Source organism: Allobosea sp., from assembly GCF_030695125.1.
Lineage (GTDB): Bacteria > Pseudomonadota > Alphaproteobacteria > Rhizobiales > Beijerinckiaceae > Allobosea.
This window is the reverse complement of record NZ_JAUYTP010000068.1, coordinates 183,466-208,473: the sequence shown is the minus strand read 5'-3', so window position 1 is coordinate 208,473 and position 25,008 is coordinate 183,466. Positions and strand designations below refer to the sequence as shown.

The 25,008-nt window shown below is 68.4% G+C and carries 22 protein-coding genes and 1 other RNA gene; 16 read left to right on the top strand and 7 right to left on the bottom strand.

Annotation, left to right across the window (positions count from 1 at the left end):
- Window positions 1-33: 33 nt before the first annotated feature.
- The 6 genes from Q8S38_RS20670 to Q8S38_RS20645 all read right to left on the bottom strand — a co-directional run bounded on the left by Q8S38_RS20670 (window position 34) and on the right by Q8S38_RS20645 (window position 6,603).
- Window positions 34-984 carry a sensor domain-containing diguanylate cyclase gene (locus Q8S38_RS20670; protein ID WP_305682223.1) on the bottom strand — a complete coding sequence of 317 codons (951 nt, stop codon included), beginning with the start codon at window positions 982-984 and terminating at the stop codon, window positions 34-36.
- 94 nt (window positions 985-1,078) lie between these two features.
- A complete protein-coding gene (locus Q8S38_RS20665; protein WP_305682222.1) occupies window positions 1,079-2,311 on the bottom strand; it encodes an ABC transporter permease in 1,233 nt (410 codons plus the stop codon).
- Entirely contained in the window at window positions 2,308-3,069 is a 762-nt protein-coding gene (locus Q8S38_RS20660; protein WP_305682221.1) for an ABC transporter ATP-binding protein, read from the bottom strand. The genes Q8S38_RS20665 and Q8S38_RS20660 overlap by 4 nt, the downstream gene beginning before the upstream one ends.
- A 145-nt stretch (window positions 3,070-3,214) precedes the next feature.
- On the bottom strand, window positions 3,215-4,885 hold the full coding sequence (locus Q8S38_RS20655; RefSeq protein ID WP_305682220.1) for an efflux RND transporter periplasmic adaptor subunit: 1,671 nt from the start codon (window positions 4,883-4,885) through the stop codon (window positions 3,215-3,217).
- A 144-nt stretch (window positions 4,886-5,029) separates the two neighbouring features.
- Entirely contained in the window at window positions 5,030-5,857 is an 828-nt protein-coding gene (locus tag Q8S38_RS20650) for an N-acetylmuramoyl-L-alanine amidase (protein WP_305682219.1), read from the bottom strand.
- Entirely contained in the window at window positions 5,854-6,603 is a 750-nt protein-coding gene (locus Q8S38_RS20645; RefSeq protein ID WP_305682218.1) for a J domain-containing protein, read from the bottom strand. The genes Q8S38_RS20650 and Q8S38_RS20645 overlap by 4 nt, the downstream gene beginning before the upstream one ends.
- 349 nt (window positions 6,604-6,952) lie before the next feature.
- Here Q8S38_RS20645 and Q8S38_RS20640 point away from each other — a divergent pair, with 349 nt between their 5' ends.
- Both Q8S38_RS20640 and rnpB read left to right on the top strand, forming a co-directional pair.
- Window positions 6,953-7,573 carry a transglycosylase SLT domain-containing protein gene (locus Q8S38_RS20640; RefSeq protein ID WP_305682217.1) on the top strand — a complete coding sequence of 207 codons (621 nt, stop codon included), beginning with the start codon at window positions 6,953-6,955 and terminating at the stop codon, window positions 7,571-7,573.
- Between the two features lie 66 nt (window positions 7,574-7,639).
- Window positions 7,640-8,047, top strand: an RNA gene (gene rnpB / locus Q8S38_RS20635) — RNase P RNA component class A.
- A 160-nt stretch (window positions 8,048-8,207) separates the two neighbouring features.
- Here the strand turns inward: rnpB and Q8S38_RS20630 are convergent.
- The gene (locus Q8S38_RS20630; RefSeq protein WP_305682216.1) at window positions 8,208-8,630 is read right to left on the bottom strand and encodes an organic hydroperoxide resistance protein; all 423 of its coding nucleotides are present in this window, start codon (window positions 8,628-8,630) and stop codon (window positions 8,208-8,210) included.
- A gap of 229 nt (window positions 8,631-8,859) precedes the next feature.
- Here Q8S38_RS20630 and Q8S38_RS20625 point away from each other — a divergent pair, with 229 nt between their 5' ends.
- From Q8S38_RS20625 to murB, 14 genes are all read left to right on the top strand, one after another.
- Entirely contained in the window at window positions 8,860-9,324 is a 465-nt protein-coding gene (locus Q8S38_RS20625) for a MarR family winged helix-turn-helix transcriptional regulator (RefSeq protein ID WP_305682215.1), read from the top strand.
- A 344-nt stretch (window positions 9,325-9,668) separates the two neighbouring features.
- A complete protein-coding gene (locus Q8S38_RS20620; protein ID WP_305682214.1) occupies window positions 9,669-10,145 on the top strand; it encodes a division/cell wall cluster transcriptional repressor MraZ in 477 nt (158 codons plus the stop codon).
- Window positions 10,142-11,197 carry a 16S rRNA (cytosine(1402)-N(4))-methyltransferase RsmH gene (gene rsmH / locus Q8S38_RS20615; protein WP_305682213.1) on the top strand — a complete coding sequence of 352 codons (1,056 nt, stop codon included), beginning with the start codon at window positions 10,142-10,144 and terminating at the stop codon, window positions 11,195-11,197. Before Q8S38_RS20620 ends, rsmH begins: the two co-directional genes overlap by 4 nt.
- Window positions 11,198-11,200: 3 nt before the next feature.
- Window positions 11,201-11,587 carry a cell division protein FtsL gene (ftsL, locus tag Q8S38_RS20610; protein ID WP_305682212.1) on the top strand — a complete coding sequence of 129 codons (387 nt, stop codon included), beginning with the start codon at window positions 11,201-11,203 and terminating at the stop codon, window positions 11,585-11,587.
- A complete protein-coding gene (locus Q8S38_RS20605; RefSeq protein WP_305682211.1) occupies window positions 11,584-13,344 on the top strand; it encodes a peptidoglycan D,D-transpeptidase FtsI family protein in 1,761 nt (586 codons plus the stop codon). Before ftsL ends, Q8S38_RS20605 begins: the two co-directional genes overlap by 4 nt.
- Window positions 13,345-13,382: 38 nt before the next feature.
- Window positions 13,383-14,837, top strand: coding sequence for a UDP-N-acetylmuramoyl-L-alanyl-D-glutamate--2,6-diaminopimelate ligase (locus tag Q8S38_RS20600; RefSeq protein WP_305682210.1), 1,455 nt, complete (start codon window positions 13,383-13,385; stop codon window positions 14,835-14,837).
- On the top strand, window positions 14,834-16,258 hold the full coding sequence (locus tag Q8S38_RS20595) for a UDP-N-acetylmuramoylalanyl-D-glutamyl-2,6-diaminopimelate--D-alanyl-D-alanine ligase (protein ID WP_305682209.1): 1,425 nt from the start codon (window positions 14,834-14,836) through the stop codon (window positions 16,256-16,258). Before Q8S38_RS20600 ends, Q8S38_RS20595 begins: the two co-directional genes overlap by 4 nt.
- A gap of 20 nt (window positions 16,259-16,278) precedes the next feature.
- Window positions 16,279-17,361, top strand: coding sequence for a phospho-N-acetylmuramoyl-pentapeptide-transferase (gene mraY / locus Q8S38_RS20590; protein ID WP_305682208.1), 1,083 nt, complete (start codon window positions 16,279-16,281; stop codon window positions 17,359-17,361).
- 2 nt (window positions 17,362-17,363) lie between these two features.
- Complete coding sequence (murD, locus tag Q8S38_RS20585) at window positions 17,364-18,794, top strand: UDP-N-acetylmuramoyl-L-alanine--D-glutamate ligase (RefSeq protein ID WP_305682207.1); 1,431 nt, start codon at window positions 17,364-17,366, stop codon at window positions 18,792-18,794.
- Between the two features lie 134 nt (window positions 18,795-18,928).
- Window positions 18,929-20,113: a MalY/PatB family protein gene (locus Q8S38_RS20580; protein WP_305682206.1), complete on the top strand. Its 1,185-nt coding sequence runs from the start codon at window positions 18,929-18,931 to the stop codon at window positions 20,111-20,113.
- 104 nt (window positions 20,114-20,217) lie between these two features.
- A complete protein-coding gene (locus Q8S38_RS20575) occupies window positions 20,218-21,351 on the top strand; it encodes an FtsW/RodA/SpoVE family cell cycle protein (RefSeq protein WP_305682205.1) in 1,134 nt (377 codons plus the stop codon).
- Window positions 21,352-21,355: 4 nt separating this feature from the next.
- On the top strand, window positions 21,356-22,450 hold the full coding sequence (murG, locus tag Q8S38_RS20570) for an undecaprenyldiphospho-muramoylpentapeptide beta-N-acetylglucosaminyltransferase (protein WP_305682204.1): 1,095 nt from the start codon (window positions 21,356-21,358) through the stop codon (window positions 22,448-22,450).
- Window positions 22,451-22,537: 87 nt separating this feature from the next.
- Entirely contained in the window at window positions 22,538-23,944 is a 1,407-nt protein-coding gene (gene murC / locus Q8S38_RS20565; protein ID WP_305682203.1) for a UDP-N-acetylmuramate--L-alanine ligase, read from the top strand.
- A gap of 40 nt (window positions 23,945-23,984) precedes the next feature.
- The gene (murB, locus tag Q8S38_RS20560) at window positions 23,985-24,911 is read left to right on the top strand and encodes a UDP-N-acetylmuramate dehydrogenase (protein ID WP_305682202.1); all 927 of its coding nucleotides are present in this window, start codon (window positions 23,985-23,987) and stop codon (window positions 24,909-24,911) included.
- The last annotated feature ends 97 nt before the right edge of the window (window positions 24,912-25,008 follow it).

Genomic DNA, 25,008 nt, shown 5'->3' with positions numbered 1-25,008 from the left:
GCGATGCGTCGAAGACGGCGCGACCGTCCCGGTTCAGCCTGATCCTGCGGCCGCGGCGGCCATGACCGGGCGTGCGATCATGCCGTCGAAGACCCGCACGCAGTCATGGCCTGCTGCCTTGGCCACGTAGAGCGCTGAATCGGCCTCTGCAAACAGCCTCCCGGGCTCGTTGCGATGCGCCGGTTTCAGCAAGGCCGCGCCGACCGTCAGGCCGATCGCGATGGCGCCCGGGCCGTTTGGCACCGGGCGGGACAGCAGCCGGTGGGCGTTGTTGAGCGTGGTCGACAGGCCGCCCGAGCCGCCTGACACGCGCAGCAGCAGCGCGAATTCGCCGCCGCCGATCCGCGAAACCAGAACCGCGTCCGGAAAGAGCCGGGCGAGCCGTTCCCCGATGCCGCGCAGGCACGCCTGCGCGCCGGCCTGGTCGTGCTCGGCGCGGATCGTCTCGAGATCGTCGATCGACAGCACGGCGAGCGCAAAGCCATGAGAGCCCTCGGCATGGCGGCTGAGTTCGCGCGTCGCCTCCTCGAAGGCGCGGCGGTTGGCCAGACCCGTCAGCGGGTCATACCCGGCGATCGTCACGAGGCCGTCCCACATCTTCTTTTCGGCGGTGACGTCCTGCTTCGAACCGAAGATTCGGGTCGGTCGGCCATGTTCATAGGTCACGCCGACGCGCAGGCGCATCCAGCGACTCTGGCCGTTGGTCCTGAGCTGGCAGTCGAGCGCAAAGCCCTTGCCCGTTTTGATGGCGGCCGCCCGGCGCTGGTCCATCTCGCTGCGGCTCTGGCTCTGATAGACGTCGAGCGACATCGCCCGGTTCAGCTTCAGGCCGCGCTTGATGCCGAACAGGTCATAGACTCCGTCGGTCCAGGTCAGAACCTCGGTGGCGAGATCGCAGCACCATGCGCCGCCCGGCCCGAGCAGAGCCTGCTCGTAGAGGCTTGCGGCGCTGATTGCGCCCGGCGCCGTGCGGGTATCGAGCATCAATGCGGGTCCGCGAGGTCTTGGTGGGCCATCTCGCGAAAGATAGGTCGGTGGTGTTAAACGTCTCTTTCCGGGATGCGCGAAAGCGGTCGGCTTATTCTCGTCGCAACGCCTCGATCGGGTCGAGCCTGGCCGCTTGGCGGGCGGGGTAGAAGCCGAAAAACACCCCGATCATGCCCGAAACGCCCACGGCGATCAGGATCGTCTCGATCGAGACGACGGAAGGCCAGCCTGCTATTCGCGCGATTGTGAGCGCCGAGCCGACGCCGAGCGCGATCCCGACCGCGCCGCCGATGGTGGCCAGCGTCGTCGCCTCGATCAGGAACTGCGCCAGCACGTCGCGCTGCCGCGCGCCGACAGCGAGCCGCAGGCCGATCTCGCGGGTGCGCTCGGTGACGGAGACCAGCATGATGTTCATGATGCCGATGCCACCGACCAGCAGCGAGACGCCGGCCACCGCCGCCAAAAGCCAGGACAGGGTGGTGGCGGCCTGGGTCGCGGTGTTGGCGATCTCGGTCAGGTTGCGGACGATGAAGTCGTCGTCCTGGTCCGGCATCAGGCGATGGCGCTGGCGCAGGAGCGCGCTGGTCTGCTCGATGCCGGGCGCGATCGCGTCCTCGCTGGCGAACTTGACCATGATCGTCTGGACCGAGCGGTCGCGGGCGTAGTTGCGGCCGACGATGCGGCGCCGGCCGGTGTCGAGCGGCACGAAGATCACGTCGTCCTGGTCCTGCCCCAGCGCCGACTGGCCCTTCGGCGCCATCACGCCGATGACCTTGAAGGGCACGTTGCGGATGCGGAACTGCTGCTCGAGCGGGTTCTGCTCGCCGAAGAGATTGCGCGCGACCGTCTGGCCGATGATGGCGACGATCTCGCCGCGGCGCAGCTCCTCCGGCTCGAACAGGCGGCCCTCGGCGACATCCCATTCGCGGGCGGTGAAGAAATCGAGATCGGTCGCGGTGATCTGCGTCGACCAGTTGCTGCCGGCATAGACCGCCTGGGCGCGGGTGACGATGACGGGCGCCGCCGCCACGACGTCGTCGATCTCCCTGGCGATGGCGGTCGCGTCCTCGTCGGTCAGCGTCGAGGAGGCGCCTGCGCCCAGCCTCGCGCCGCCCTGCGTGACGTTGCCGGACTGGATGATGGCGAGATTGGCGCCGAGCGACTTGATCTGCGAGGTCACCCGTTCGCGCGCGCCCGAGCCGATCGCGACCATGGCGATGACGGCCGCGACGCCGATGATGATGCCGAGCATTGTCAGAGCCGAGCGCAGCGCATTGGCGCCGATGGCCGAAAGGGCGGAGCGGACGGCTTCCCACAGGCTCATGATGTCGCCTCCGCGAGTCGTTCGGTTGCGGGGGCCGCGGCGTCGAGCGCCGCCAGGGCGCTGCGGGCGTCGGCGGGTTCCTGGCGCTGGTCGCTCAACAGCTTCCCGTCGCGAAAGCGGATGACGCGGCGGGCGTGGCGGGCGACCTCCGCATCATGGGTGACGAGCACGACGGTGACGCCCTCGCGGTTGAGGTCCTGGAACAGGGCGAGGATCTCCAATGCGGTCCGGCTGTCGAGCGCGCCGGTCGGCTCGTCGGCGAGCAGCAGGCGCGGTTCGTTGACCAGTGCGCGCGCAATCGCGACGCGCTGCTGTTGCCCGCCGGAAAGCTGCATCGGGCGGTGATGGGCGCGCTCACCGAGGCCGACTCGGCCGAGCGCGGCCAGCGCGCGTTGCCGCCGCGTCTTGCGGTCGGCGCCGGCATAGACCATCGGCAATTCGACATTGGCGCAGGCATCGACGCGCGGCAAAAGGTTGAACTGCTGGAAGACGAAGCCGAGCTTGCGGTTGCGCAGCGCGGCGAGCCCATCGCTGCCGAGCGTCTCGACCGCAACGCCATCGAGCCGGTAATGCCCGCCGCTGGGCCGGTCGAGGCAGCCGATCAGATTCATGAAGGTCGATTTGCCCGATCCTGAGGGGCCCATCACCGCGACCAGCTCGCCCGCCGCGATGTCGAGCGAGACCCGGTCGAGCGCCGTGACGCGGCCGGAATCGAGGTCGTAGACGCGGGAGAGCTCGCGGGCTTCGATCAGGGGCATGGGGGGTGTCCCGTGCGGGGCAGGCGCGTCATTCTCGGGCGGAGCGGAGCGTAGACCCGAGAATCTCTGGACGAGAACGCACTGGTTTCCGAGATGGTCGGGTCAAGCCCGACCATGACGCGCGTCGCGAGGGCGCGGGCCACCATCAGAACAGCCGCGGTCCGCGCACCGGCGGTCCTCCCGCAGCAGCCGGGGCAGTCGTGGCGCGAGGCCCACCGCCGATGATCACGACCTGGCCCTCCTTCAACTCGCCGGAGACGAGTTCGGTATAGGCGCCGTCGGTGGGTCCGAGCATCACGGGAACCGCCTTCGGTTGGCCGTCCTCGCCCAGAACATAGACGCGGCCCGGCGTGCCCTGCTGGGGCGCGGCGCGGCCCTGCTGCATCATCGCCGCGAACTTGGCCTTGCGTTCGGGATCGAGGGCGGCCGCGACCTTGGCGACCATCTCGCTGCGGGCCTTGCGGAAGGCGGCGCCGCGTTCCTCTTCGGTGAGCCCGGCCATGGCTTCGCGGGTGCCTGCACGGCGCTCCTGCATGATCGCGGCGATCGCCTGCTTCTGCTCCGGCGTCGGCTGCAATTCGGTCTCGATGCGTTCGCGAAATGCGGCGCCCTGCGTGCCGCCGCGACCGGCCTGCGCGGTGCCTTCTCCCGATGCGGCCCGGGGAGCCGCCGCAGGCGTCGCCGCGGCCATTCCGGCCGGGCGGAAGCGCAGGGCCGCATTGGCGACGCGCAGCACATCGCGGCGATCCTCGGTCACGACCTGCAGATTGGCGGTCATCCCCGGCAGCAGCGCCATGTCGGCGTTGTCGACGCGGATCACGCCGGTATAGGTGACGACGTTCTGGATGGTCTGCGCGCCGAGCCTGACCATCTCGACGCGGCCCTCGAAGGTGCGGCTGGGATAGGCGTTAACCGTGAAGGTCGTCGGCTGGCCGGCCTTCAGGCGCCCGACATCGGCCTCGTCGACATTGGCGTAGATGTCGATGGTGCGCAGATCCTGCGCGATCTGGAACAGGGTCGGCGTCGAGAGCGAGGCGGCGACCGTCTGGCCGAGATCGACCTGGCGCTGGACGACGACGCCGTCCACAGGCGAGCGTATGTCGGTGCGCTCGAGGTCGATCAGGATGTCCTTCAGCTTGGCGTCGCGCTGCGCGATCAGCGCCTCGCCGGACTTCACCTGCCCCTCGGCCAGCAGGATGTCGGCATCGAGCCCGTTGAGCTCGGCCTTCGCCGAGGCGACCTGCGCCTCGCCGGAGGCCAGCGTCGCGACCTGGACCTCGACTTGCGTGCGGGCCGTATCGAGCGCCTGCTGCGAGCCGGTGTTGCGGCTGAACAGCTCGTTCTGGCGCTCGAAGGTGCGCCGCGCATCGGCAAGTTGCGCCGCGATGCGGTCGCGCTGGGCTTCCAGGTCCTTGACCGTCGAATTGGCCTTGAGCCGGGTCGAGCGGGCGCGGTCGAGTTGGGCGCGCTTGACCAGGAGATCGGCCCGCGCCTGCATGACGTCGGCCTGGGCGGCGTCTCTGCGCGTCTTGATCTGGTCGCTGTTGAGCCGCGCGACGACCTGTCCGGCCTTCACCTGCGAATTATAGTCGGCGAGAATCTCGACGATCTGCCCCGAGAGCTGCGAGCCGACCAGCACGGTCGTCATTGGCGTCAGCGTGCCGGTGGCGCGCACGGCCGCGGTGATCTGGCCGCGATCGACCGGCGCCGTGCGAAAGGCGGCCTCACTGGTGGGCCCCCCGGCGGGACGCAGCGTCCAGTAGCCGGCCGCCACGACGAGGGCCGCCAGTCCCGATCCGATCAGCCATTTGCGCAAAGTTCGTCCCCATCGTCGCGCAGGCGAGCCTGCGTTATCCGTCGGACCATGCCAGAAGGGCGTGCGAACGGCGAGTTAACTTACCGCAATGTTCGAAAACCCGCACGTTTCCGGTTATTTCGCGAATGATACGGGCGTCGCCGCTCACCCCGTCCGCCCCTCCTGCGTCGCCGCCAGCAAATCCCGCAGCGTGGTGATCGTCGAGGCATCGGCGACGCCATCGACCTTTTCAGGGCGCCAGTGGCGCTGGAAGGCGGCGACGACGGCCTCCAGTTTCTCGTCATAGACGCCGTCGACCGAGACGCCGTAGCCCAGCATGGCGAACATCGCCTGCAGGGCCTCGACCGGCTGGCCTGCGTCGCCACGGGCGAAGAAGCGGCCGCTGCAGATCGGGGCGGGTTCGCTCCAGAGCCCGACGCCGGCTTCGGCAAGGTGGCGCCAGGGGAATTTCTCGCCGGGGTCGATCTTGCGGCCCGGGGCGATGTCGGAATGGGCGAGCACGCGCTCGGGCGGAATGGCCCAGCGCTCGCAGATGTCGCGGCAGAGGTTGAGCGTGGCGGCGATCTGCTCTTGCGGGAAATCGGGCAGGCCGCCGGGGTGGCCGGGATGGGCGATCTCGATGCCGATCGAGCAGGAGTTGATGTCGCTCTCGCCGGCCCAGTGCGAGGCCCCGGCGTGCCAGGCGCGGCGCGCTTCCGGCACGAGCTGAAGCGTGTGGCCGTTCTCGAAGACAAAGTAATGCGAGGAGACCTGCGAGACCGGGTTGCACAGCCATTGCAGGGCTTCGCCGGCATTCCCCATCCCCGTGTAATGCAGGATCAGCATGTCGGGCCGACGGGGCGCGCCTTCGGTCGGGCCGCCCTCCTTTTCGGCGGCGCCGCCCTTGCGTTCGCCATGGTTGGGGGAGGGGAAGATCTTGGCGGCGAAGCGGCTGTCGGGCTGCATGGTCGGGGCGGTCAGCGTCGGGGTCATGCGGGCTCGCTCGTCAGCCGCGCCCGCAGGCCGCGCTCGCGCTCGATCGCGTCCCAGGCTGCGTTGATCGCGGCGAGGCGACGGGTGGCGATGGCGACGGCCTCTTCGGGCAGGCCACGCGCGATCTCGCGGTCGGGATGGTTGTCGGAGACCAGCTGGCGGTAATGCCGCTTCAGCTCCGCCTCGCTCATCTCGCGGCTTGCGCCCAGCACGAGATAGGGGTCGTCGGCGCGGCGGACATGGCGGGCCTCGATGCGCGCAAAATCGGCCTCGTCGATGCTGAAGATCGTCGCGACATCGCGCAGATAGGCATGCTCGTCCTGGTGGATCGCGCCATCGGCGGCGGCGATCAGGAAGAGGCCGTCGAGCACGTCCTCAAGCAGGGCCGGTTCGTCGCGAAAGGCCTCGGCGATCTGCCCGGCATAGGCCTCGAAACCTGCGCTGGTCTGCTTGGCAAGGTCGAACAGCATCTCGATGCGCGCCTGCTGCTCGGGCGGCACAGTGACGATGCGGTGGAAGGCGGCGACCTCGTCGCGCGTCACGACCCCGTCCGAGCGCGCCATCTTGGCAGCGAGCGCGACGAGGCCGGTGGTGAAGACCAGTTCGCGCGGGGCGGCGCCAAACGGGGCGCCCTCGCGGTCGACCAGGACATGGCCGGCGAGCGCGCCGACGAGCGCGCCGAGCGGGCCACCGAGCGCGAGGCCGAGGCTGCCGCCACCCAGCAGCCCCCAGAAAGACGAAACCATATGCGGGCGACTCCGGGCCTCGGGCTGACGCCGCGATGATAGCGGGAAGAGGCGGGCGCCGACAGCCCGCCCACGCCCGATCGGGAATCTTATCGACTCGCTAACGTCAATTGCGGCAAAAAGGAGGCAGAAAGTGCTGAGCCGGCTGGAATACACAGGCTAGCCGCGACGAAGGGGCCGCTTGCCGGCGGAATACAGCGCTAATACTTGATAGTAAAATAACGTATAGAAGATCTCCAGCTGCCAAAACCGAGCCAATTTCCGAATCGGCCGACAGATTTTCGTCGCATTTACTGGTCACTGGACTGGCCCTCCCAGCCAATTGGCGGCAGTAAGGGTTCAGTCAACGATGCGGTATACCTCCAGCGGCGCCTTCGCCGCGCTCGCGATTTGCCTCGCTTCCCTCCAGTCGGCGCAAGCCCAGGTCAATGCCGAGACGGACGCCCGCGCGTTCATCGTCCGTGACGCCGAGATCCAGCGCGCGAAAGCGGCTGCGGAGGCCGGTGAGGACAAGACGGAGACGACCGGGTCGGTTGCCGCCTCGGCCGTGGACGCGAAGCAGAAGCCGGCACGCGCAGCCCTTGCTGCCCCAGTTGGCTCGGAAGGCCTGAAGGCGCTGGTGGCGCGCCACGCCGCCGCCAACGGTGTGCCGTTCTCGCTGGCCGATGCCGTCGTGCGCATCGAGAGCCGCTACAATCCCCGCGCGTCCAATGCCGGCAATTACGGACTGATGCAGATCCGCCACCAGACGGCGCGCGGCATGGGCTATTCCGGCGGCGCCGGGGGACTGCTCGATGCCGAGACCAATGCGCGCTACGCCATGAAATACCTGGCGATGGCCTATCGCGCCGCGGGCGGCGATACCTGCCGCACCATCATGAAGTACCAGAGCGGGCATATGGCGACGCGGATGAACGGCGCCAACCGGACCTATTGCGCCAAGGTCCGCACCATCACCGCCAGCAACTGAAACGGCACGCTCTGTCCGGGTGGCTCGCCTTGACGCGGGACCTGAGAGCGCGCACTAGCCCTCCCGCCAGTCGGCCGGACGGCCGCTCTCGCAAGAACTCAGGTTTGCGCGAGGGAGGAAAGTCCGGGCTCCACGGAAACACGGTGCCGGATAACGTCCGGCGGGGGCGACCCCAGGGAAAGCGCCACAGAGATCGAACCGCCTGCGTGCCTCGGCTCGCAGGTAAGGGTGAAAAGGTGCGGTAAGAGCGCACCGCGGACCCGGCAACGGGGACGGCATGGCAAGCCCCACCGGGAGCAAAACCGAATAGGGACGATGCTTTTCGCGCAAGCGGGGAGGGGCCTGTTTCTGGGCCTTGTCGTCCGGGTTGGTTGCTCGAGGCGTGCAGCAATGCGCGTCCCAGAGGAATGGCCGTCACGTCGGGGGAGCGATCCTCCGGCCATCCAAAACCCGGCTTACAGGCCGACTGGCACCTCGCGTCTCTAAATCCGCTGCGGCGGGCATCTGAAGCGATCATCTGCGCTTCCGGTGCTCACGGACCGATGTCCGCTCCGCTCCGGTTCTCGATGCCCGCTCCAGCTGCCTCACCGCAACGAATTTCCAGATCGCTCGGTCTGCGCCGAACGACCCGTCGTCAGGCGACCTTTAGTTCGACCGGGATGTTACCCCGCGTCGCGTTCGAATACGGGCAGACGATGTGGGCCTTCTGGACGAGGTCCTCGACTACGGCCTTGTCGACACCCGGCACCGAGATGGTGAGCTTGACCGCAAGGCCGAAGCCGCCGCCGTCATCGCGCGGGCCGATGCCGACATCGGCGCTGACCTTGGCATCCTCCGGGATCTTCACCTTCTCCTTGCCGGCGACGAATTTCAGCGCGCCGAGGAAGCAGGCCGAATAGCCCATCGAGAACAACTGCTCGGGATTGGTGCCCTCGCCGCCGCTGCCGCCCATCTCCTTGGGGGTGTGAAGGACGACGCTGATGTTGCCGGTATCGGTGGTGGCGTTGCCTTCGCGGCCGCCGGTCGCGGAGCCGTGGGCGGTGTAGAGAATCTTCATGGCGAACTCCTTCGCTGTTGAGACACCGGGATGGATCGAGTCCCCGACCTCGATGTCCTTGCGTCGATTTCTTAGATCGCGCACAATCTAATTGTCAACGATCGATACAGGTAGCTCACGCGCAGTTGATTGCTCTGCGCGGTCGAGTCTGGTTCTAGAACTGGTTTTCCAGGCGCGCCGTGCCGCGCCCGGGCTCGGGCTTCGAGCGCAAGAGGCAGATAGGGAAGCGATGTCGTCGAAAAAGGTTCCCGGTCGGCCCGGGCCGCGGCTGGAGGAGCAGCTCTGCTTCGCGGTCTATCAGGCGGGCCATGCCTTCACCCGGATGTATCGCTCGATCCTCGCCGAGCTCGGCCTGACCTATCCTCAATATCTGGTCATGCTCGTGTTGTGGGAATCCGACGGCATCACGGTGAAGGCCGTGGGCGAGCGCCTGTCCCTCGATTCCGGCACGCTGACGCCTTTGCTCAAGCGGCTCGAGGCAGCGGGGCTGATCAGCCGCCGGCGCAGCAGCGCTGACGAGCGCCAGGTGCTGCTTCACCTGACCGCCGTGGGCGACGCGCTGCGCGAGAAGGGGGCCTGCGTGCCGGAGGCGATGGGGCAGGCGATCGGCTCCGCCCTCAATCCGGACGGCCGGCTGCTCGCCGATCTGGCCGCGCTGCGCGTCGCGCTGCTGGCTGCCAGCGACCGGACCTGATCGCGGACCAAATTTCTTGCCGCTTTTTTTGAGTGCCCGAACCGCCCCCCGGCGGCGCCGGACGCGGAATCGCGCGTGGTTACGGATACTTAACCTTACCGAGCTGTGATGGTCGCGCACGCTCTCAGGCCTGCCTCCGCAAGCCCGATTCCATTGACGCCCATAAGTACCCATGCTATCCCAAATCATCCCGTCGAGGCCGGCAGGCAACCGTCAGATCAAGGTCCGTGTGCCGCGCGGATCCGGGTCGGTGCCGATGCCGTGTCTGCCTCGACGGGGGGCTTCCGCCCCGCCCGTTCCGGGGCCCGGCGGTCAGGTGGAGGCCGGGCCGGAGGGCGGCGTTGATGGACCGCTTCGTCTCGAATTTCACCAACCGGCTCGATGCGAAGGGCCGCGTCTCGATCCCTTCGAGCTTCCGCGCCGTGCTGGCGAAGGACGGCTACGAGGGCCTTTATGTCCATCCCGCGCTGGATCTCGCCGCCTTCGATGCGGGCGGCCACGCGTTGCGCCGAACCATCGACGACATTCTGGCGCGCTTCTCGCCCTTTTCGGAGGAGTGGGAATCGCTGTCGACAGCGCTCAACGGCACCTCCGAGGTGCTCAAGGTCGATCCCGAGGGGCGCATCATGCTGAGCGAGGCGCTGAAGGCGCATACGGGGATTGCCGATGCGGTGACCTTCGTCGGGCATGGCCACAAGTTCCAGATCTGGGAGCCGCAGCGTTTCCAGGCCCATCTCGAGACGGCGAAGGCGAGGCTGCGCGACGTGAAGCGCGCGCTCGGCTCGCAGCCCCTGCCGTCGACCGGGCTTGCAGGCGCATGAAACGTCGCGGCCCCCGGGATGACGATGCCGTCGGCGGGGCGGCCGATGGCGTCTCCGCGCCTCACATCCCGGTTCTCCTCGCCGAAGTCCTGACGGCGCTCGCGCCCCGGCCGGGCGGGCGCTATCTCGACGGGACGTTCGGCGCCGGCGGCTATGCGCGCGCCATCCTCGAGGCCGCGCCCGGCTCGACCTTGCTCGCGCTCGACCGCGACCCGACGGCGATCACCGGCGGGGCCGGTCTCGTCGCGGCGATGGGCGGCCGGCTGACGCTGGCGCAGGCGCGCTTCGCCGACCTCGCCGAGGAGGCGCAGCGCTTCCAGATGGCGCCGCTCGACGGCGTCGTGCTCGACATCGGCGTCTCCTCCATGCAGATCGACCAGGCGGAGCGCGGCTTCTCCTTCCGTTTCGACGGCCCGCTCGACATGCGGATGGGCTGCGAGGGCCGCAGCGCCGCCGATTTCGTCAACGAGGCGGAAGAGGGGCTGCTGGCCAACATCTTCTACCATTACGGCGAGGAGCGCCGTTCACGCGCCGTGGCGCGCGCCATCGTCGAGGCCAGGCGCAAGGCGCCGCTGACCACGACGAAGCAACTGGCCGAGCTCGTGGCCGGCATCGTCTGGGCCGAGCCCGGCGCGGCCCATCCCGCGACGCGGGTGTTCCAGGCGCTGCGCATCGCGGTCAACGACGAACTCGGCGAGCTGGTTTCGGCGCTGCACGCGGCCGAGGCCGTGCTGGCGCCGGGCGGGCGGCTCGTGGTGGTGACCTTCCATTCGCTGGAGGACCGCATCGTCAAGCAGTTCCTCGCCGAGCGTTCCGGCCGGGCGCCGGCGGGCTCGCGCCATGCGCCCGTCGTCGCGGCCGCCCAGCCGACCTTCAGCCTCGTCAACCGCGGGCCGATCGCGGCGGGCGAGGCCGAGACGCGGCTCAATCCGCGCGCCCGCTCCGCCAAGCTGAGGGCCGCCGAGCGCAATGCCGCGCCGGCCCGGGAGCCTGAGCCCGATCTCGTCGCCCTGGCGGGCATTCCCGCGCCCCAGCCCCGGCGGAGGCCCTAGGTCATGATCAAGCTCCTCCATGTCGTCGCCATCGGCGCGCTCGTGTCCTCCGCCTTCTACGCCTACACGATCAAGTACGAGACCACGCTCGAGGCCGAACAGCTCCAGAAGACCCGCATGAAGGCGCAGCGCGAGCGCGACGCCATCGCGGTCCTGAAGGCGGAGTGGCAGTTCCTGAACCGCCCCGACCGCGTTCAGGCGCTGGCGGACCGTCACCTCGACCTCCAGGCCTTTTCGGTGACGCAGGTCGTCCGCATGTCCGATGTCCCCAATCGCGGGCCGAAGGTCGACGCCATCGGCCGCAAGCTCGAGGATCTGGGTCTCGGGCTCCCGACCGAGACCCCGCGCGACCGCAAGGTGAGCGCCACGACGCCGGGAGGCCGCCCATGAGCGAGACCACGACGACCGCCGGCGAGCCCGAAGGCGAGGCTGCGCCGGCGCATCGCTTCGGCGCGCTGCGCAACGTCTTCCGCATGAGCGGCGAGAAGAGCGAGCCGCGCGTCGGCCTCGTGATCCTCGGCTTCTCGGTTCTGTTCCTGGCGATCACCGGCCGGCTCGTCATGCTGGCGACGCTGCCCAACGAGCAGGTCGGCCTGCGCCGCGCCACGACCACGGCGATTTCGGCCGCGAGGCCCGACATCGTCGATCGCAATGGCGATGTGCTGGCGACCGATATCCGCACCGTCTCGGTCTTCGCCGAGCCGCGCAAGATCCTGGACAAGGACGAGGCGACGGAGCTTCTCACCGCCGTCCTGCCCGATCTCGACGCCAAGGACCTGCGCGACAAGCTCGCGACCAAAAAGGGCTTCGTCTGGGTCAAGCGCGAGATCACGCCGCGCCAGCAGGCCGAGGTTCACCGGCTCGGCATTCCCGGCGTCGGCTTCGTGCCCGAGAACAAGCGCGTCTATCCCAACGGCCCGGCTGCCGCCCATGTGCTGGGTTTCGCCAATGTCGACAATGTCGGCATCGCCGGCATGGAAAAATACATCGACTCGCAAGGGCTGCAGGATCTGAATGGCGCAGGGCTTGCCACCCAGGCTTCTGATCTCAAGGCGATGACCTTGTCGATCGATCTGCGCGTCCAGCATGCGCTGCGCGACGAGCTGTCGAAAGGCATCGAGAAATACAAGGCGATCGCCGCCGCGGGCGCGATCATGGACGTCAACACCGGCGAGATGATCGCGCTGGTGTCGCTCCCCGATTTCGACCCCGGCAATCCGGTGGACGCGCTGGAGAAGGACCGGATCAACCGGATGAATGTCGGCGTCTACGAGATGGGCTCGACCTTCAAGGCCCTGACGATCGCGATGGCGCTGGATTCGGGCAAGGCCAACATCAACTCGACCTATTCGACCGCGGGCGGGATGATGCGTTTCGGCCGGCAGGTGATCCGCGAGTATCACGGCACCGGGCGGACGCTGACCGTACCCGAGGTCTTCCTGCATTCATCGAACATGGGCTCGATCAAGATGGCGCTGGCCGTCGGCGTCGAGGGCCACAAGGCCTTCCTGAAGAAGATGATGCAGCTCGACCGGATGACGACGGAGCTGCCGGAAAGCGCAGCCCCGATCGTTCCCGGGCGCTGGGGCGAGATCAACACGGCCACGATCGCCTTCGGCCATGGCCTCGCGGTCGCGCCGCTGCAGGCGATGGCGGCGGTGGCGGCGCTGGTCAATGGCGGCACGCTGATCACGCCGACCTTCCTGAAACGCTCGGAGGCCGAGGCGAAGAAGATCGGCGTGCGGGTGATCAAACCCGAGACCTCGGAGGCGATGCGCTTCATCATGCGCCTCAATGGCGAGAAGGGCTCGGCGCGGAAGGCCGATGTCGCCGGCTATTTCGTCGGCGGCAAGACCGGCACGGCGGAGAAGGTGATCAACGGCCGCTACGCCAAGAACAAGAACTTCACGACGTTTACCGCGATCGCACCCTCCGATAAGCCGAAATACCTGTTCCTGGCGATCTATGACGAGCCCAAGGGCTATGCCGAAAGCGGCGGCTATTCGACCGCCGCCTGGAACGCCGGCATCACCACGGGCAAGGTGATCGAGCGCACGGCGCCGATCCTCGGCCTGCCGCCGCGCTTTGAGCCGCCGGTCTCGCCCTTCCCGCTGATGGCGCGGGTGGGAGCCTGGGGCACGCGCTGAAGCTTGCCGACACTCCCCCGGCACGGTAGCGAGCGAACATGACAGAAGCTTTCAGCCTCGGCCGCCTGTTTCCGGGAGCTTTCGAGCCCGAAGCGTCGCGCCTCGTCTCCGGCGTCGCTTTCGACAGCCGCAAGGTTGCGCCGGGTGCGGTCTTCGTCGCGCTGGCCGGCGCCAGGGCTGACGGCGCCCGCTTCATTGCCGATGCCGTCGCCAAGGGCGCGGTCGCTGTGGTCTCGGGCCAGCCGCGGCCGGCCGAACTGGACGGCTCGGTTGCCTTCGCGCAGGTCGACGACCCCCGGCTGGCGCTGTCGCTGGCGGCGGCCGTCGTGCATCCGCGCCAGCCGGAGACGATCGTCGCAGTCACCGGCACCAGCGGCAAATCCTCGGTCGCCGACTTCACGCGGCAGATCTATCAGGCGCTCGGACATCAGGCGGCGAGCGTTGGAACGATCGGCGTCGTCACGGCGAAGGGCGCCGACTACGGTTCGCTGACCACGCCCGACCCGCTCTCGCTGCACGCCTCTCTCGACAGGCTGGCCGGCGAGGGGATCACGCACCTCGCCATGGAGGCCTCGTCGCACGGCCTCGACCAGCGCCGCCTCGACGGGGTGCGGCTGAAGGCGGCCGCCTTCCTCAATCTCGGGCGCGATCATCTCGACTATCATCCGACCATCGCGGATTATCTCGCGGCCAAGCTGCGGCTCTGGGCGCTCTTGCCCAAGGGTGCGCCGGTGGTGATCAACCGCGACGAACCCTATGCGGCGGAGGCCGCGCAGGCGGCTGCCGCCATCGGGCACCGGCTGATCGGCATCGGCCGCCAGGGCGAAACGATCCGGCTGATCGAAAGCGCGCGCGAGGGCTTCTCGCAGAGGCTGACGCTCGCAGTCGAGGGGCGGGAGGTGATCGTGACCCTGCCGCTCGTCGGAGATTTCATGGCGGGCAATGCGCTGGTGGCGGCCGCGCTCGCGATAGCGACCGGTGACGACACCGAAGCGGCGCTGCAGGCGATCGGCGGGCTCACCGGGGTTGCCGGACGTCTGGAGCGCGTCGGCGAGGCGAATGGCGGGCTTGTCGTCGTCGATTACGCCCATAAGCCCGATGCGCTGGCCGCCGTGCTGTCGACCTTGCGGGGCTACGCCACGGGGCGTCTTATCTGCGTTTTCGGCTGCGGCGGCGACCGCGACACGGGCAAGCGGCCGGTGATGGGGGCGATCGCGGCGGAGAAAGCCGACATCGCCATCGTCACGGACGACAATCCGCGCAGCGAGGACCCTGCCGGGATCCGGGCCCAGGTGATGGCGGCCTCGCCGAAGCTCACCGAAATCGGCGACCGGGCGGAGGCGATCCGGGCCGCCGTCGCCATGCTGATGCCGGGCGATGTTCTGGTCGTGGCCGGAAAAGGCCATGAAACCGGCCAGATCATCGGCGACCGGACCTATCCCTTCTCCGACCAGGACGTGGTGCGGACGGCTATCGCGGAGATCGCAGGATGAGCGCCCCTCTCTGGAGCGGAGACGAACTGGTGGCGGCGCTTGCCGCGCGCGCCGACGGTCCGGTGCCCGCGGCGATCACGGGGATCTCGATCGACACCCGGACGCTGGAGCCGGGCGATGCCTTCTTCGCGATCACCGGCGAAGCCCGCAACGGGCATGATTTCGTTGCGGCCGCGCTGGCCAAGGGAGCGGCGCTCGCCGTCGTCGACGAGGCGCATGCCGCGCAGTTCGCCGGCCAGGGCGCGCTCGCCATCGTTCCCGACGTGCTCGCAGCGATGGAGCGGGCCGGCAGCGCCCGCCGCGCGCAGCTGAAGGGCGGCGTCGTCGCCGTCACCGGCTCCGTCGGCAAGACCGGCACCAAGGATGCGCTTCGGCTGGTGCTGTCGCGCCAGGGCAAGACGCATGCGCCCGTGGCCTCCTACAACAATCATTGGGGCGTGCCGCTGACGCTATGTCGGACTCCCCGCGACGTGGATTACGCCGTCTATGAGATCGGGATGAACCATCCCGGCGAGATCCTGCCGCTGGCGCGGCTGGTGCGCCCGCAGGTCGCGCTGATCACGACGATCCAGCCGGTGCATCTGGCCGCCTTCGAGTCGCTCGAAGGCATCGCCGAGGAGAAGGCCGGCGTCTTCTGGGAGCTCGAACCCGGCGGGACGGCCATCGTCAACGCCGATATCCCGCAGGCCGATCTGCTCGAACAGATCGCGAAGTCGGGGCCGGCCGGACGGGTGATCCGCTTCGGCGAAAGCCTCGACGCCGATGTCCGGCTGATCTCCTGCGCGCTGCGATCCGATGTCTCGACGGTCGACGCCGTGGTGATGGGGCAGCCGGTGACCTATCGGCTCGGCAGCCCGGGCAAGCATATCGTGTTGAACTCGCTGGCGGTTCTCGCTGCGGTCAAGGCGCTTGGCGCGGATCTCGCTCTGGCGGCTTTGGCGCTGGGGGAATTGCGGCCGCCCGTCGGGCGCGGGGCGCAGCAGAGGCTCGAGGGGCCGGGCGGCCCCTTCACCGTGATCGACGAAAGCTACAACGGCAATCCCGCCTCGATGCGGGCGGCGATCGAGAATCTCGGGCGTATCCCGGTTGCGGGCCGGGGCCGGCGGATCGCGGTGCTCGGCGACATGCTGGAACTGGGCCCGACGGGCCCGCAACTGCACAAGGGGTTGGCCGAGGCGATCCTCGGCAACGGCGTCGATGTCGTGTTTGCCTGCGGCCCGCTGATGCGCGGGCTCTATGACGGCTTGCCTTCCACCCTGCGGGGGGCTTATGCCGCGCAGGCGAGCGGGCTCGAGCCTCTCGTGCTGGACGCGATCCGCGCCGGTGACGTCGTCATGGTCAAGGGGTCCCTGGGTTCGCGCATGGGGCCGATCGTCAAGGCGCTCGCCGCGCGGTTTCCCGCCGCATCGACCGACGACTAGAACAAGAGACACACAAACCGATGCTCGTCTGGCTTGCGGATTTCTCCGGCACGTTCCCGATCCTGAACGTCTTCCGGTACATCACCTTCCGGGCGGGCGGGGCCACCGCGACGGCGCTGCTCGTGGTCTTCTTCTTCGGCCCCGCCGCGATCTCCTGGCTGCGGATCAAGCAGGGCAAGGGCCAGCCGATCCGCACGGACGGTCCTGAATCGCACCTCGCCAAACGCGGCACGCCGACGATGGGCGGGCTGATGATCCTCGGCGGGTTGCTGGTCGCGACATTGCTCTGGGGCAATCTGCGCAACCCTTATGTCTGGGTCGTGCTCGGCGTCACGGTCAGCTATGGCGCGATCGGCTTCTATGACGATTTCCTCAAGGTGACGAAGCAGTCCCACAAGGGCTTTTCGGGCAAGGCGCGGCTCGGGCTGGAGATGGTGATCGCGCTCATCGCCTGCTGGGTGGTGATGCAGCTGGGCCCGCCGGGGATCGCGTCGGGCTTCGCCATGCCGTTCCTCAAGGAACTGGTGATCCCGCTCGGCATCTTCTTCCCGCTGGTGACGGCGTTCGTCGTCGTCGGCGCCGGCAATGCGGTGAACCTCACCGATGGGCTCGACGGGCTCGCAATCGTGCCGGTGATGATCGCGGCGGCGACCTTCGGTTTCATCTCCTATCTGACCGGCAACGCGATCTTCGCGAACTACCTCCAGATCCACCATGTCCCGGGCGCCGGCGAACTCGCCGTGGTCTGCGGCGCCCTGATCGGTGCCGGCATCGGCTTTCTGTGGTTCAACGCGCCGCCCGCCCAGATCTTCATGGGCGACACCGGCTCGCTGGGCCTGGGCGGCCTGCTCGGCGTCGTGGCGGTCGCGACCAAGCACGAGATCGTGCTGGCCATCGTCGGCGGTCTCTTCGTCATCGAGGCGCTCTCGGTGATCATCCAGGTCTTCGTCTACAAGCGCACGGGCAGGCGGGTGTTCCTGATGGCGCCGATCCACCACCATTTCGAGAAGCTGGGCTGGACCGAGCCGCAGGTGGTGATCCGGTTCTGGATCATCTCCGTGGTGCTGGCGCTGATCGGCCTCTCGACCCTGAAGCTGCGCTGATCATGACACCCGTCACCTGCTTCGAAGGCAAGCGCGTCGCGCTGTTCGGGCTCGGCGGTTCGGGGCTCGCCACGGCTCGGGCGCTGATCGCCGGTGGGGCGCAGGTCGCTGCCTTCGACGACAACCCGGCCAGCCGCGACAAGGCTGCGGCGGCCGGCATAGCCATTGTCGATCTGGCCGTCGCCGACTGGACCACTTTCCACAGCCTGATCCTGGCGCCCGGCGTGCCGCTGACCCATCCGACGCCGCACTGGACGGTCGAGAAGGCCCGGGCCGCGGGCGTCGAGATCATTGGCGATATCGAGCTGTTTTTCCGGCAGCGCGCGGCGATCGCGCCGGCCGCTCCGGTCGTCTGCATCACCGGAACCAACGGCAAATCGACGACGACGGCGCTGATCGCGCATGTGCTGCGCTCCGCAGGCCGCGACGTGAAGATGGGCGGCAATATCGGCACCGCCGTGCTGGCGCTGGAGGCGCCTGCCGCCGAGCGCATCCACGTCATCGAATGTTCGAGCTACCAGATCGATCTCGCGCCCTCGCTGGCGCCGAGCGTCGGCATCCAGATGAACCTGACGCCGGATCATCTCGATCGCCACGGGACCTTCGAGGCCTACGGCGCGATCAAGGAGCGGCTCGTCGCCAACGCCGACGTCGCCGTGATCGGGGTCGATGACGAGGCGTCCAAGCAGATGGCGCGGCGCCGTGCGGCCACCGGGCGGGCGCTGGTGAAGATCAGTGGGGAACAGCCGCTCGATGCCGGCGTCTTCGCCGGCGTGACCGCCAATGCCGGGACGCTGGAAACTCGCATCGTCCAGGTGCTCGACGGCAAGCCGCGCATCGTCGCCAACCTGGCGGGCATCGGCTCGCTGCGCGGCTCGCACAATGCGCAGAATGCGGCGGCAGCGTTCGCCGCCTGTTTCGCGTTGGGCCTGACGGCGGCGGAGATCGCGGCGGGGTTCCGGAGCTATCCGGGGCTGGCACATCGCATGGAAGAAATCGGCCGCATCGGCCGGGTCGTCTTCATCAACGACTCCAAGGCGACCAACGCCGATTCGACCGAGAAGGCGCTGACCTCGTTTCGCGACATCTTCTGGATCCTCGGCGGCAAGGCGAAGGAGGGCGGCATCGAGTCCCTGCGACGCTACTTCCCCAACATCGCCAGGGCCTATCTGATCGGCGCGGCGTCGGACGCCTTCGCCGCGACCTTCGACGCGGATGGCCGCGTGGCTTACGACCGGAGCGGGACGCTCGACCGCGCGGTGGCGCAGGCGACACAGGACGCGCTCGCGGCCAGCGGCACAGGCGAGATCGCCGTCCTGCTCTCGCCGGCCTGCGCCTCCTTCGACCAGTTCCCGAATTTCGAGGTGCGGGGCGAGGCCTTCCGGGCGCTGGTCACGGCGTTGCCGGGATTTGCAGCGTTCGGGGCGGGGTAGGTCCCACAATCGATGGCAGGCAGGCGCTCGGGGTATGGTCGCCATACGCCGCTGAACTGGCCGGCGGCCGCGAAACGCGACAAGGCTGAAGGGCGAGCCGGCTGGTCCGGATGCCGATCGAGCGAGGACTGACGATGACCACCGCCCCGAACTTCGACGAGATCATCGACCGCCGCGGCACCCATTCGTCGAAGTGGGACATGATGGAGCCCCTCTATGGCGTGCCCGCTGCCAACGGCATCGCGATGTGGGTGGCCGACATGGATTTCCGGCCGCCGGCCTGCGTGCAGACGGCGCTCGAAGGCATGGCGGCCCATGGCCTCTACGGCTATTTCGGCGACAACCGCGCCAATCACGATGCCATTCGCTGGTGGATGAAGACCCGCCATGGCTGGGAGGTCGAATCGGCCTCGATCTTCACCGCCAACGGGCTGGTCAACGGCACCGCGCTCTGCGTCGACGCCTATACCAAGCCGGGCGACGGCGTCGTCCTGATGACGCCGGTCTATCACGCCTTCGCCCGCGTCATCGCGGCGGCCGGCCGGAAGGTGGTCGAATGCCCGCTCGCGATCGAGGAGGGCCGCTATGTCCTCGACATCGCCGGCTGGGACGCGATGATGACCGGCGGCGAGCGGATGCTGATCCTGTGCTCGCCGCATAATCCGGGTGGCCGCGTCTGGACGGGCGATGAATTGCGGGCGATTGCGGCGTTCTGCGTCCGCCACGACCTGATCCTCGTCTCGGACGAGATCCACCACGATCTGGTGATGCCTGGCCACAAGCACACGGTCATGCCGCTGGCGGCGCCCGATATCCAGGATCGGCTGGTCATGATGACCGCCACCACCAAGACCTTCAATCTCGCCGGCTGCCATGTCGGCAACGTCATCATTCCCGACAAGGCGTTGCGGGGCCGCTTCCAGGCCAGTCTGAATGCCCAGGGCGTCTCGCCGAACTCCTTCGGCATGGTCATGGCCACCGCCGCCTACAGCCCGGAGGGGGCGGCCTGGGTCGATGAGCTTGTGGTCTATCTCGACGGCAACCGGCGCCTCTTCGAGGAGGGGCTGGCGACGATCCCCGGCGTTTGCCCGATGGCGCTCGAGGCGACGTACCTCGCCTGGATCGATTTCGCCGCGACCGGCATGGAGACCGGCGAATTCACCGCCCGCGTCGAGAAGCAGGCGAGGATTGCGGCCAATCACGGTCCGAGTTTCGGCAGCGGAGGCGGCAGCTTCCTGCGCTTCAACCTCGCGACGCCGCGCTCGGTCGTGGCGGACGCCGTGGCGCGCCTGAAGCAGGCCTTCGGCGATCTGCAGTAGCAACCGCTCCATCCGGAATCATTCCGTTAACCCTTCATTGACAGAGTGATTCGGAAAGCAAGCGCGCAATCGACGCGCCGCTGCCTGTTCTGGAGCCTCGCGTCATGGTTTCGCGCGCCGAACCCTCTCTCAGCGGTCGCTGGTGGTGGTCGATCGACCGGGTGATCCTCAGCGCCCTCGTGGCGCTGATGGTCTCCGGCGTCGTGCTGCTGATGGCGGGAGGGCCGCCTGTGGCGGAGCGGCTGGGCCTGTCGACCTTCCATTTCGTCAACCGCCAGGCGGTCTATCTCGCCATGGCCCTGGCGGTCTTCATCGTCGTCTCCTTCCTGACCCCCCGCCAGGTGCGGCGGCTCGCCCTGCTGATCTTCGTGGTCTCGCTCGCGATGGTGGTGGCGACGCTTTATCTCGGCGTCGAGGTCAAGGGCGCGCGGCGCTGGCTGACGCTGGGGCCGATCGGCTCGGTGCAGCCCGCCGAATTCCTCAAGCCCGCTTTCGTGGTGCTGGCCGCCTGGGCCTTCGCGGAAGGCACGCGCCGGCCCGATCTCCCGGGCACCTGGATTGCCTTCCTGCTGCTGCCGGCGACGATCGCGCCGCTCGTGCTGCAGCCCGATTTCGGTCAGACCATGCTGGTGACGCTGGTCTGGGCCGGTCTGTTCTTCGTTGCCGGGCTGCACTGGTTCTGGGTGCTCGGGCTGGGTGGAGCCGGCGCGGTCGGCATCCTAATCGCCTATGAGCTGGTGCCGCATGTGCGCGCCCGCATCGAGCGCTTCATGGACAAGGGCTCGGGCGACACCTTCCAGATCGACACGGCGCTGGAGAGCTTCGCCCAGGGCGGCTGGCTCGGCAAAGGGCCGGGCGAGGGCACGGTCAAGCGCATCCTGCCCGACGCGCATACCGACTTCATCTTCGCGGTGACGGCGGAAGAATTCGGCATCGTCGTCTGCATCCTGCTGGTCATGCTGTTTGCGCTGATCGTGCTGCGCGCGCTGTCGGTCGCGCAGAAGGCGGAAGACCCGTTCATCCGCCTCGCGGTCACGGGGCTCGCCCTGCTCTTCGGCATCCAGGCGGCGATCAACATGATGGTGAACCTGCACATGATGCCGGCCAAGGGCATGACGCTGCCCTTCATCTCCTCTGGCGGCTCCTCGCTGATTTCGCTGGCGATCGGGACGGGCTTCCTGCTCGCCCTGACGCGCAAGCGGCCAAGGGCCGTCGATTTCGGCCAGTACAGGACTTGACGCCATGCCGAAGTCCAAGCTCGTCATTCTCGCAGCCGGGGGAACGGGGGGCCATCTCTTTCCCGCCGAAGCACTGAGCCACGCGCTGCGGGCGCAGCGCATCCGGGTGGTGCTGATGACGGACCCGCGCGGGGCGGAGTTCGCGGGCGACTTCCCGGCCGACGCCGTCATTCCCGTGCCCTCGGCGACGCCCTCGGGCCTGCCGCTGTCGGGCAAGATCCGTGTCGCCTTCGAGGTCGGCAAGGGCGTCCTGGCGGCGCGCCGGATCGTCAAGGACCTGAAGCCCGGGCTCGTCGTCGGGTTCGGCGGTTATCCGACGGTCCCGCCGGTGCTCGGCGCCGCGCTGGGCGGCGTCAAGACGATGATCCACGAGCAGAACGCCGTCGTCGGCCGCGCCAACCATTTTCTCTCGGGCTGGGTCGATGCGATCGGGACCGGTTTTGCCGAGGTCGGCGGTCTTTCCCCGAAGGCGCGTGCGAAATGCCGGCATGTCGGCAACCCCGTGCGACCGGCGGTCGTGGCGGCGGCCTCGCCCTATCCCTGGCCGGGCGAGGGCACCTTCAACCTGGTCGTCTTCGGCGGCAGCCAGGGCGCGCGGATCATGGCCGACATCCTGCCGCCGGCGATCCAGCTTCTGACGCCGGCCGAGCGGGGCCGCCTGTTCATCACCCAGCAGGCCCGCCAGGAAGACGACGGCCGGGTCAGCGGGATGTATGAGAGCCTCGGCGTCAGGGCCGAGATCGCGCCCTTCTTCAAGGACCTGCCCGCCCGCATGGCGACGGCGCATCTGATCGTCGGCCGTTCCGGCGCCTCGACCGTGGCCGAACTGACCGTGATCGGGCGGCCGTCCATCCTGGTGCCGCTGCCGGGTGCGCTCGACCAGGACCAGGCGGCCAACGCCGCCTTCCTCGAAAAGTGCGGCGGGGCCGTCCGCATCCTCCAGCCGGATTTCACGCCGCGGCGGCTGGCGAGCGAGCTCTCCACGCTGCTGGCTCAGCCGGCGCACTTGACGGTCATGGCCGAGAGCGCCAAGAGCGCCGGAATCGCCGACGCCGCCGACCGACTCGCCCGCCTCGTCATCGAGGTCGCCGGTTTCTAGCCCCTGTCCTCGTCACGCGTTGGCTTCGCGCGAACCGACCCTCCCTTCGCCCGAATACGCTCTAGGCTCATCAAGGATCGCTCCATCATGAAGCTGCCGCCGAAGCTCGGCTCCATCCATTTCGTCGGCATCGGCGGCATCGGCATGTCCGGCATCGCCGAGGTTCTGCACAATCTCGGCTACCAGGTTCAGGGCTCGGACGCCTCCGACGGCGCCAACGTCAAGCGCCTGGCCGAGAAGGGCATCAAGACCTTCGTCGGCCACAAGGCCGAGAATCTCGGCGAGGCCGAGGTGGTCGTGGTCTCGACCGCGATCAAGCGCGACAATCCCGAATTGATCGCTGGCCGCGAGAAGCGCCTGCCGGTGGTGCGCCGCGCCGAGATGCTGGCCGAGCTGATGCGGCTGAAGAGCTGCATCGCGATCGCCGGCACGCATGGCAAGACCACGACGACCTCGCTGGTGGCGACGCTGCTGGAGAAGGGCGGGCTCGATCCGACCGTGATCAACGGCGGCATCATCAATGCCTACGGCACCAATGCCCGCATGGGCGAGAGCGACTGGATGGTGGTCGAGGCCGACGAATCGGACGGCACCTTCCTGAAGCTGCCCGCCGACGTCGCCATCGTCACCAATATCGACCCCGAGCATCTCGACCATTTCGGCACCTTCGACGCGATCAAGACCGCGTTCCGGACCTTCATCGAGAACCTGCCCTTCTATGGCTTCGCGGTGATGTGCATCGACCATCCCACCGTGCAGAGCCTCGTGGGGCAGATCGAGGATCGCCGCGTCGTCACCTATGGCGAGAACCCGCAGGCCGATTTCCGGCTGATCGACATCGACCTGTCCGGCGGCCAGGCCAAGTTCACGCTCTTGATCCGCGACCGCAAGCGCGGCCGCGACGAAGTCGTGCGCGACCTGATCATGCCGATGCCTGGCCATCACAACGCGCTCAACGCCACCGCCGCCATCGCGGTCGCCTATGATCTCGGCATTCCCGTCGACAGCATCCGTGCGGCCCTCGCCGGCTTCGGCGGCGTCAAGCGCCGCTTCACCAAGACCGGCGAGTGGAACGGCGCGCTGATCTTCGACGATTACGGCCATCACCCGGTCGAGATCGCCGCCGTGCTCAAGGCGGCGCGGGCCTCGACCAAGGGCAAGGTGATCGCGATCGTGCAGCCGCATCGCTACACGCGGCTCGCCAGCCTGTTCGACGATTTCGCCGCCTGCTTCAACGACGCCGACACGGTGATCGTCGCCGACACCTATGCCGCGGGCGAGGCGCCGATCGCCGGTGCCGACCGCGATTCGCTGGTGTCGGGCATCAAGGCGCGCGGACACCGCCATGCGCTGCCGCTGGAGGGGCCCTCCAGCCTCGCCTCGATGGTGGCCGAGGTCGCGGGGCCGGGCGACTATGTCGTCTTCCTCGGCGCCGGCAACATCACGCAATGGGCCTACGCCTTGCCGGGGGAACTGGCGGCGCTCGGGGCCTGATCTCTTCTCCCCTCGGGGGACATCGGTTATAGCGCCGACCATGACCTTCCCCGACATCGCTCCCGCCATCCGCGCCGCCGCGCCCGAACTGCGTGGCCGCCTGCTGTCCAATGCCGAGATGGCGCCGCTGACCTGGTTTCGGGTTGGTGGGCCGGCTCAGGCGCTGTTCACCCCCGCCGATGAAGCCGATCTGGCCTATCTGCTGGCTCATCTGCCGGCCGATGTCCCGATCACCGTGGTCGGTCTGGGCTCGAACCTGATCGTGCGCGACGGCGGCATTCCCGGGCTGGTGATCCGGCTCGGCGGCAAGGCTTTCGGCGAGATCGCGATCGAGACGGGCGATCGGCTGCGGGCCGGCGCGGCTGTGCCGGACGTCAAGGTCGCGCGTGCGGCGGCTGATGCCAGCCTCGACGGGCTCGCCTTCTATCGGGGGATCCCCGGCTGCATCGGCGGGGCGCTGCGAATGAACGCCGGCGCCCATGGCGGCGAGACCACCGACGTCCTCATCGAGGCGCGTGGGGTGACGCTGGCGGGCGCGATTGTCACGCTGAGCCACGCGCAGATGGGGTTTGCCTACCGCAGCAGCGGGGCCGACACGCAGGACATCATCTTCACCTCGGCGCTGTTTCAAGGGAGACCGGGCGATCAGGCGCAGATCCAGGCCGAGATGGACCGGGTCACGGCGGCGCGCGAGGCGGCGCAGCCGATCAGGGAGCGCACCGGCGGCTCGACCTTCAAGAACCCGCCCGGCGCCAAGGCCTGGCAGCTCGTCGACGCGGCCGGCTGCCGAGGGCTGCGCGTCGGCGGAGCCCAGGTGTCCGAGATGCACTGCAACTTCCTGATCAACACGGGCGGCGCGACCGCGGCCGATGTCGAGGCGCTGGGCGAGGAGGTCCGCCGGCGGGTCAAGGAGCAATCCGGCATCGATCTGCACTGGGAGATCAAGCGCATCGGCGTGGCGGCCTGAACGGCACGGCTCGGGTGGCGGGTGCCGTCCTCGCAGAATGCCCGTGGACGCTGATCCGCGGTCTCCGCTGCGAACTGCCTTGGGCGTGCTCGGCAAG

Excerpts from the sequence above, each read along its gene's own strand:
- Q8S38_RS20670 (WP_305682223.1), bottom strand. The coding sequence starts at position 984 with ATGCTCGATACCCGCACGGCGCCGGGCGCAATCAGCGCCGCAAGCCTC.
- Q8S38_RS20665 (WP_305682222.1), bottom strand. The coding sequence starts at position 2,311 with ATGAGCCTGTGGGAAGCCGTCCGCTCCGCCCTTTCGGCCATCGGCGCC.
- Q8S38_RS20660 (WP_305682221.1), bottom strand. The coding sequence starts at position 3,069 with ATGCCCCTGATCGAAGCCCGCGAGCTCTCCCGCGTCTACGACCTCGAT.
- Q8S38_RS20650 (WP_305682219.1), bottom strand. The coding sequence starts at position 5,857 with ATGACCCCGACGCTGACCGCCCCGACCATGCAGCCCGACAGCCGCTTC.
- Q8S38_RS20645 (WP_305682218.1), bottom strand. The coding sequence starts at position 6,603 with ATGGTTTCGTCTTTCTGGGGGCTGCTGGGTGGCGGCAGCCTCGGCCTC.
- Q8S38_RS20640 (WP_305682217.1), top strand. The coding sequence starts at position 6,953 with ATGCGGTATACCTCCAGCGGCGCCTTCGCCGCGCTCGCGATTTGCCTC.
- Q8S38_RS20630 (WP_305682216.1), bottom strand. The coding sequence starts at position 8,630 with ATGAAGATTCTCTACACCGCCCACGGCTCCGCGACCGGCGGCCGCGAA.
- Q8S38_RS20625 (WP_305682215.1), top strand. The coding sequence starts at position 8,860 with ATGTCGTCGAAAAAGGTTCCCGGTCGGCCCGGGCCGCGGCTGGAGGAG.
- Q8S38_RS20620 (WP_305682214.1), top strand. The coding sequence starts at position 9,669 with ATGGACCGCTTCGTCTCGAATTTCACCAACCGGCTCGATGCGAAGGGC.
- rsmH (WP_305682213.1), top strand. The coding sequence starts at position 10,142 with ATGAAACGTCGCGGCCCCCGGGATGACGATGCCGTCGGCGGGGCGGCC.
- ftsL (WP_305682212.1), top strand. The coding sequence starts at position 11,201 with ATGATCAAGCTCCTCCATGTCGTCGCCATCGGCGCGCTCGTGTCCTCC.
- Q8S38_RS20605 (WP_305682211.1), top strand. The coding sequence starts at position 11,584 with ATGAGCGAGACCACGACGACCGCCGGCGAGCCCGAAGGCGAGGCTGCG.
- Q8S38_RS20600 (WP_305682210.1), top strand. The coding sequence starts at position 13,383 with ATGACAGAAGCTTTCAGCCTCGGCCGCCTGTTTCCGGGAGCTTTCGAG.
- Q8S38_RS20595 (WP_305682209.1), top strand. The coding sequence starts at position 14,834 with ATGAGCGCCCCTCTCTGGAGCGGAGACGAACTGGTGGCGGCGCTTGCC.
- mraY (WP_305682208.1), top strand. The coding sequence starts at position 16,279 with ATGCTCGTCTGGCTTGCGGATTTCTCCGGCACGTTCCCGATCCTGAAC.
- murD (WP_305682207.1), top strand. The coding sequence starts at position 17,364 with ATGACACCCGTCACCTGCTTCGAAGGCAAGCGCGTCGCGCTGTTCGGG.
- Q8S38_RS20580 (WP_305682206.1), top strand. The coding sequence starts at position 18,929 with ATGACCACCGCCCCGAACTTCGACGAGATCATCGACCGCCGCGGCACC.
- Q8S38_RS20575 (WP_305682205.1), top strand. The coding sequence starts at position 20,218 with ATGGTTTCGCGCGCCGAACCCTCTCTCAGCGGTCGCTGGTGGTGGTCG.
- murG (WP_305682204.1), top strand. The coding sequence starts at position 21,356 with ATGCCGAAGTCCAAGCTCGTCATTCTCGCAGCCGGGGGAACGGGGGGC.
- murC (WP_305682203.1), top strand. The coding sequence starts at position 22,538 with ATGAAGCTGCCGCCGAAGCTCGGCTCCATCCATTTCGTCGGCATCGGC.
- murB (WP_305682202.1), top strand. The coding sequence starts at position 23,985 with ATGACCTTCCCCGACATCGCTCCCGCCATCCGCGCCGCCGCGCCCGAA.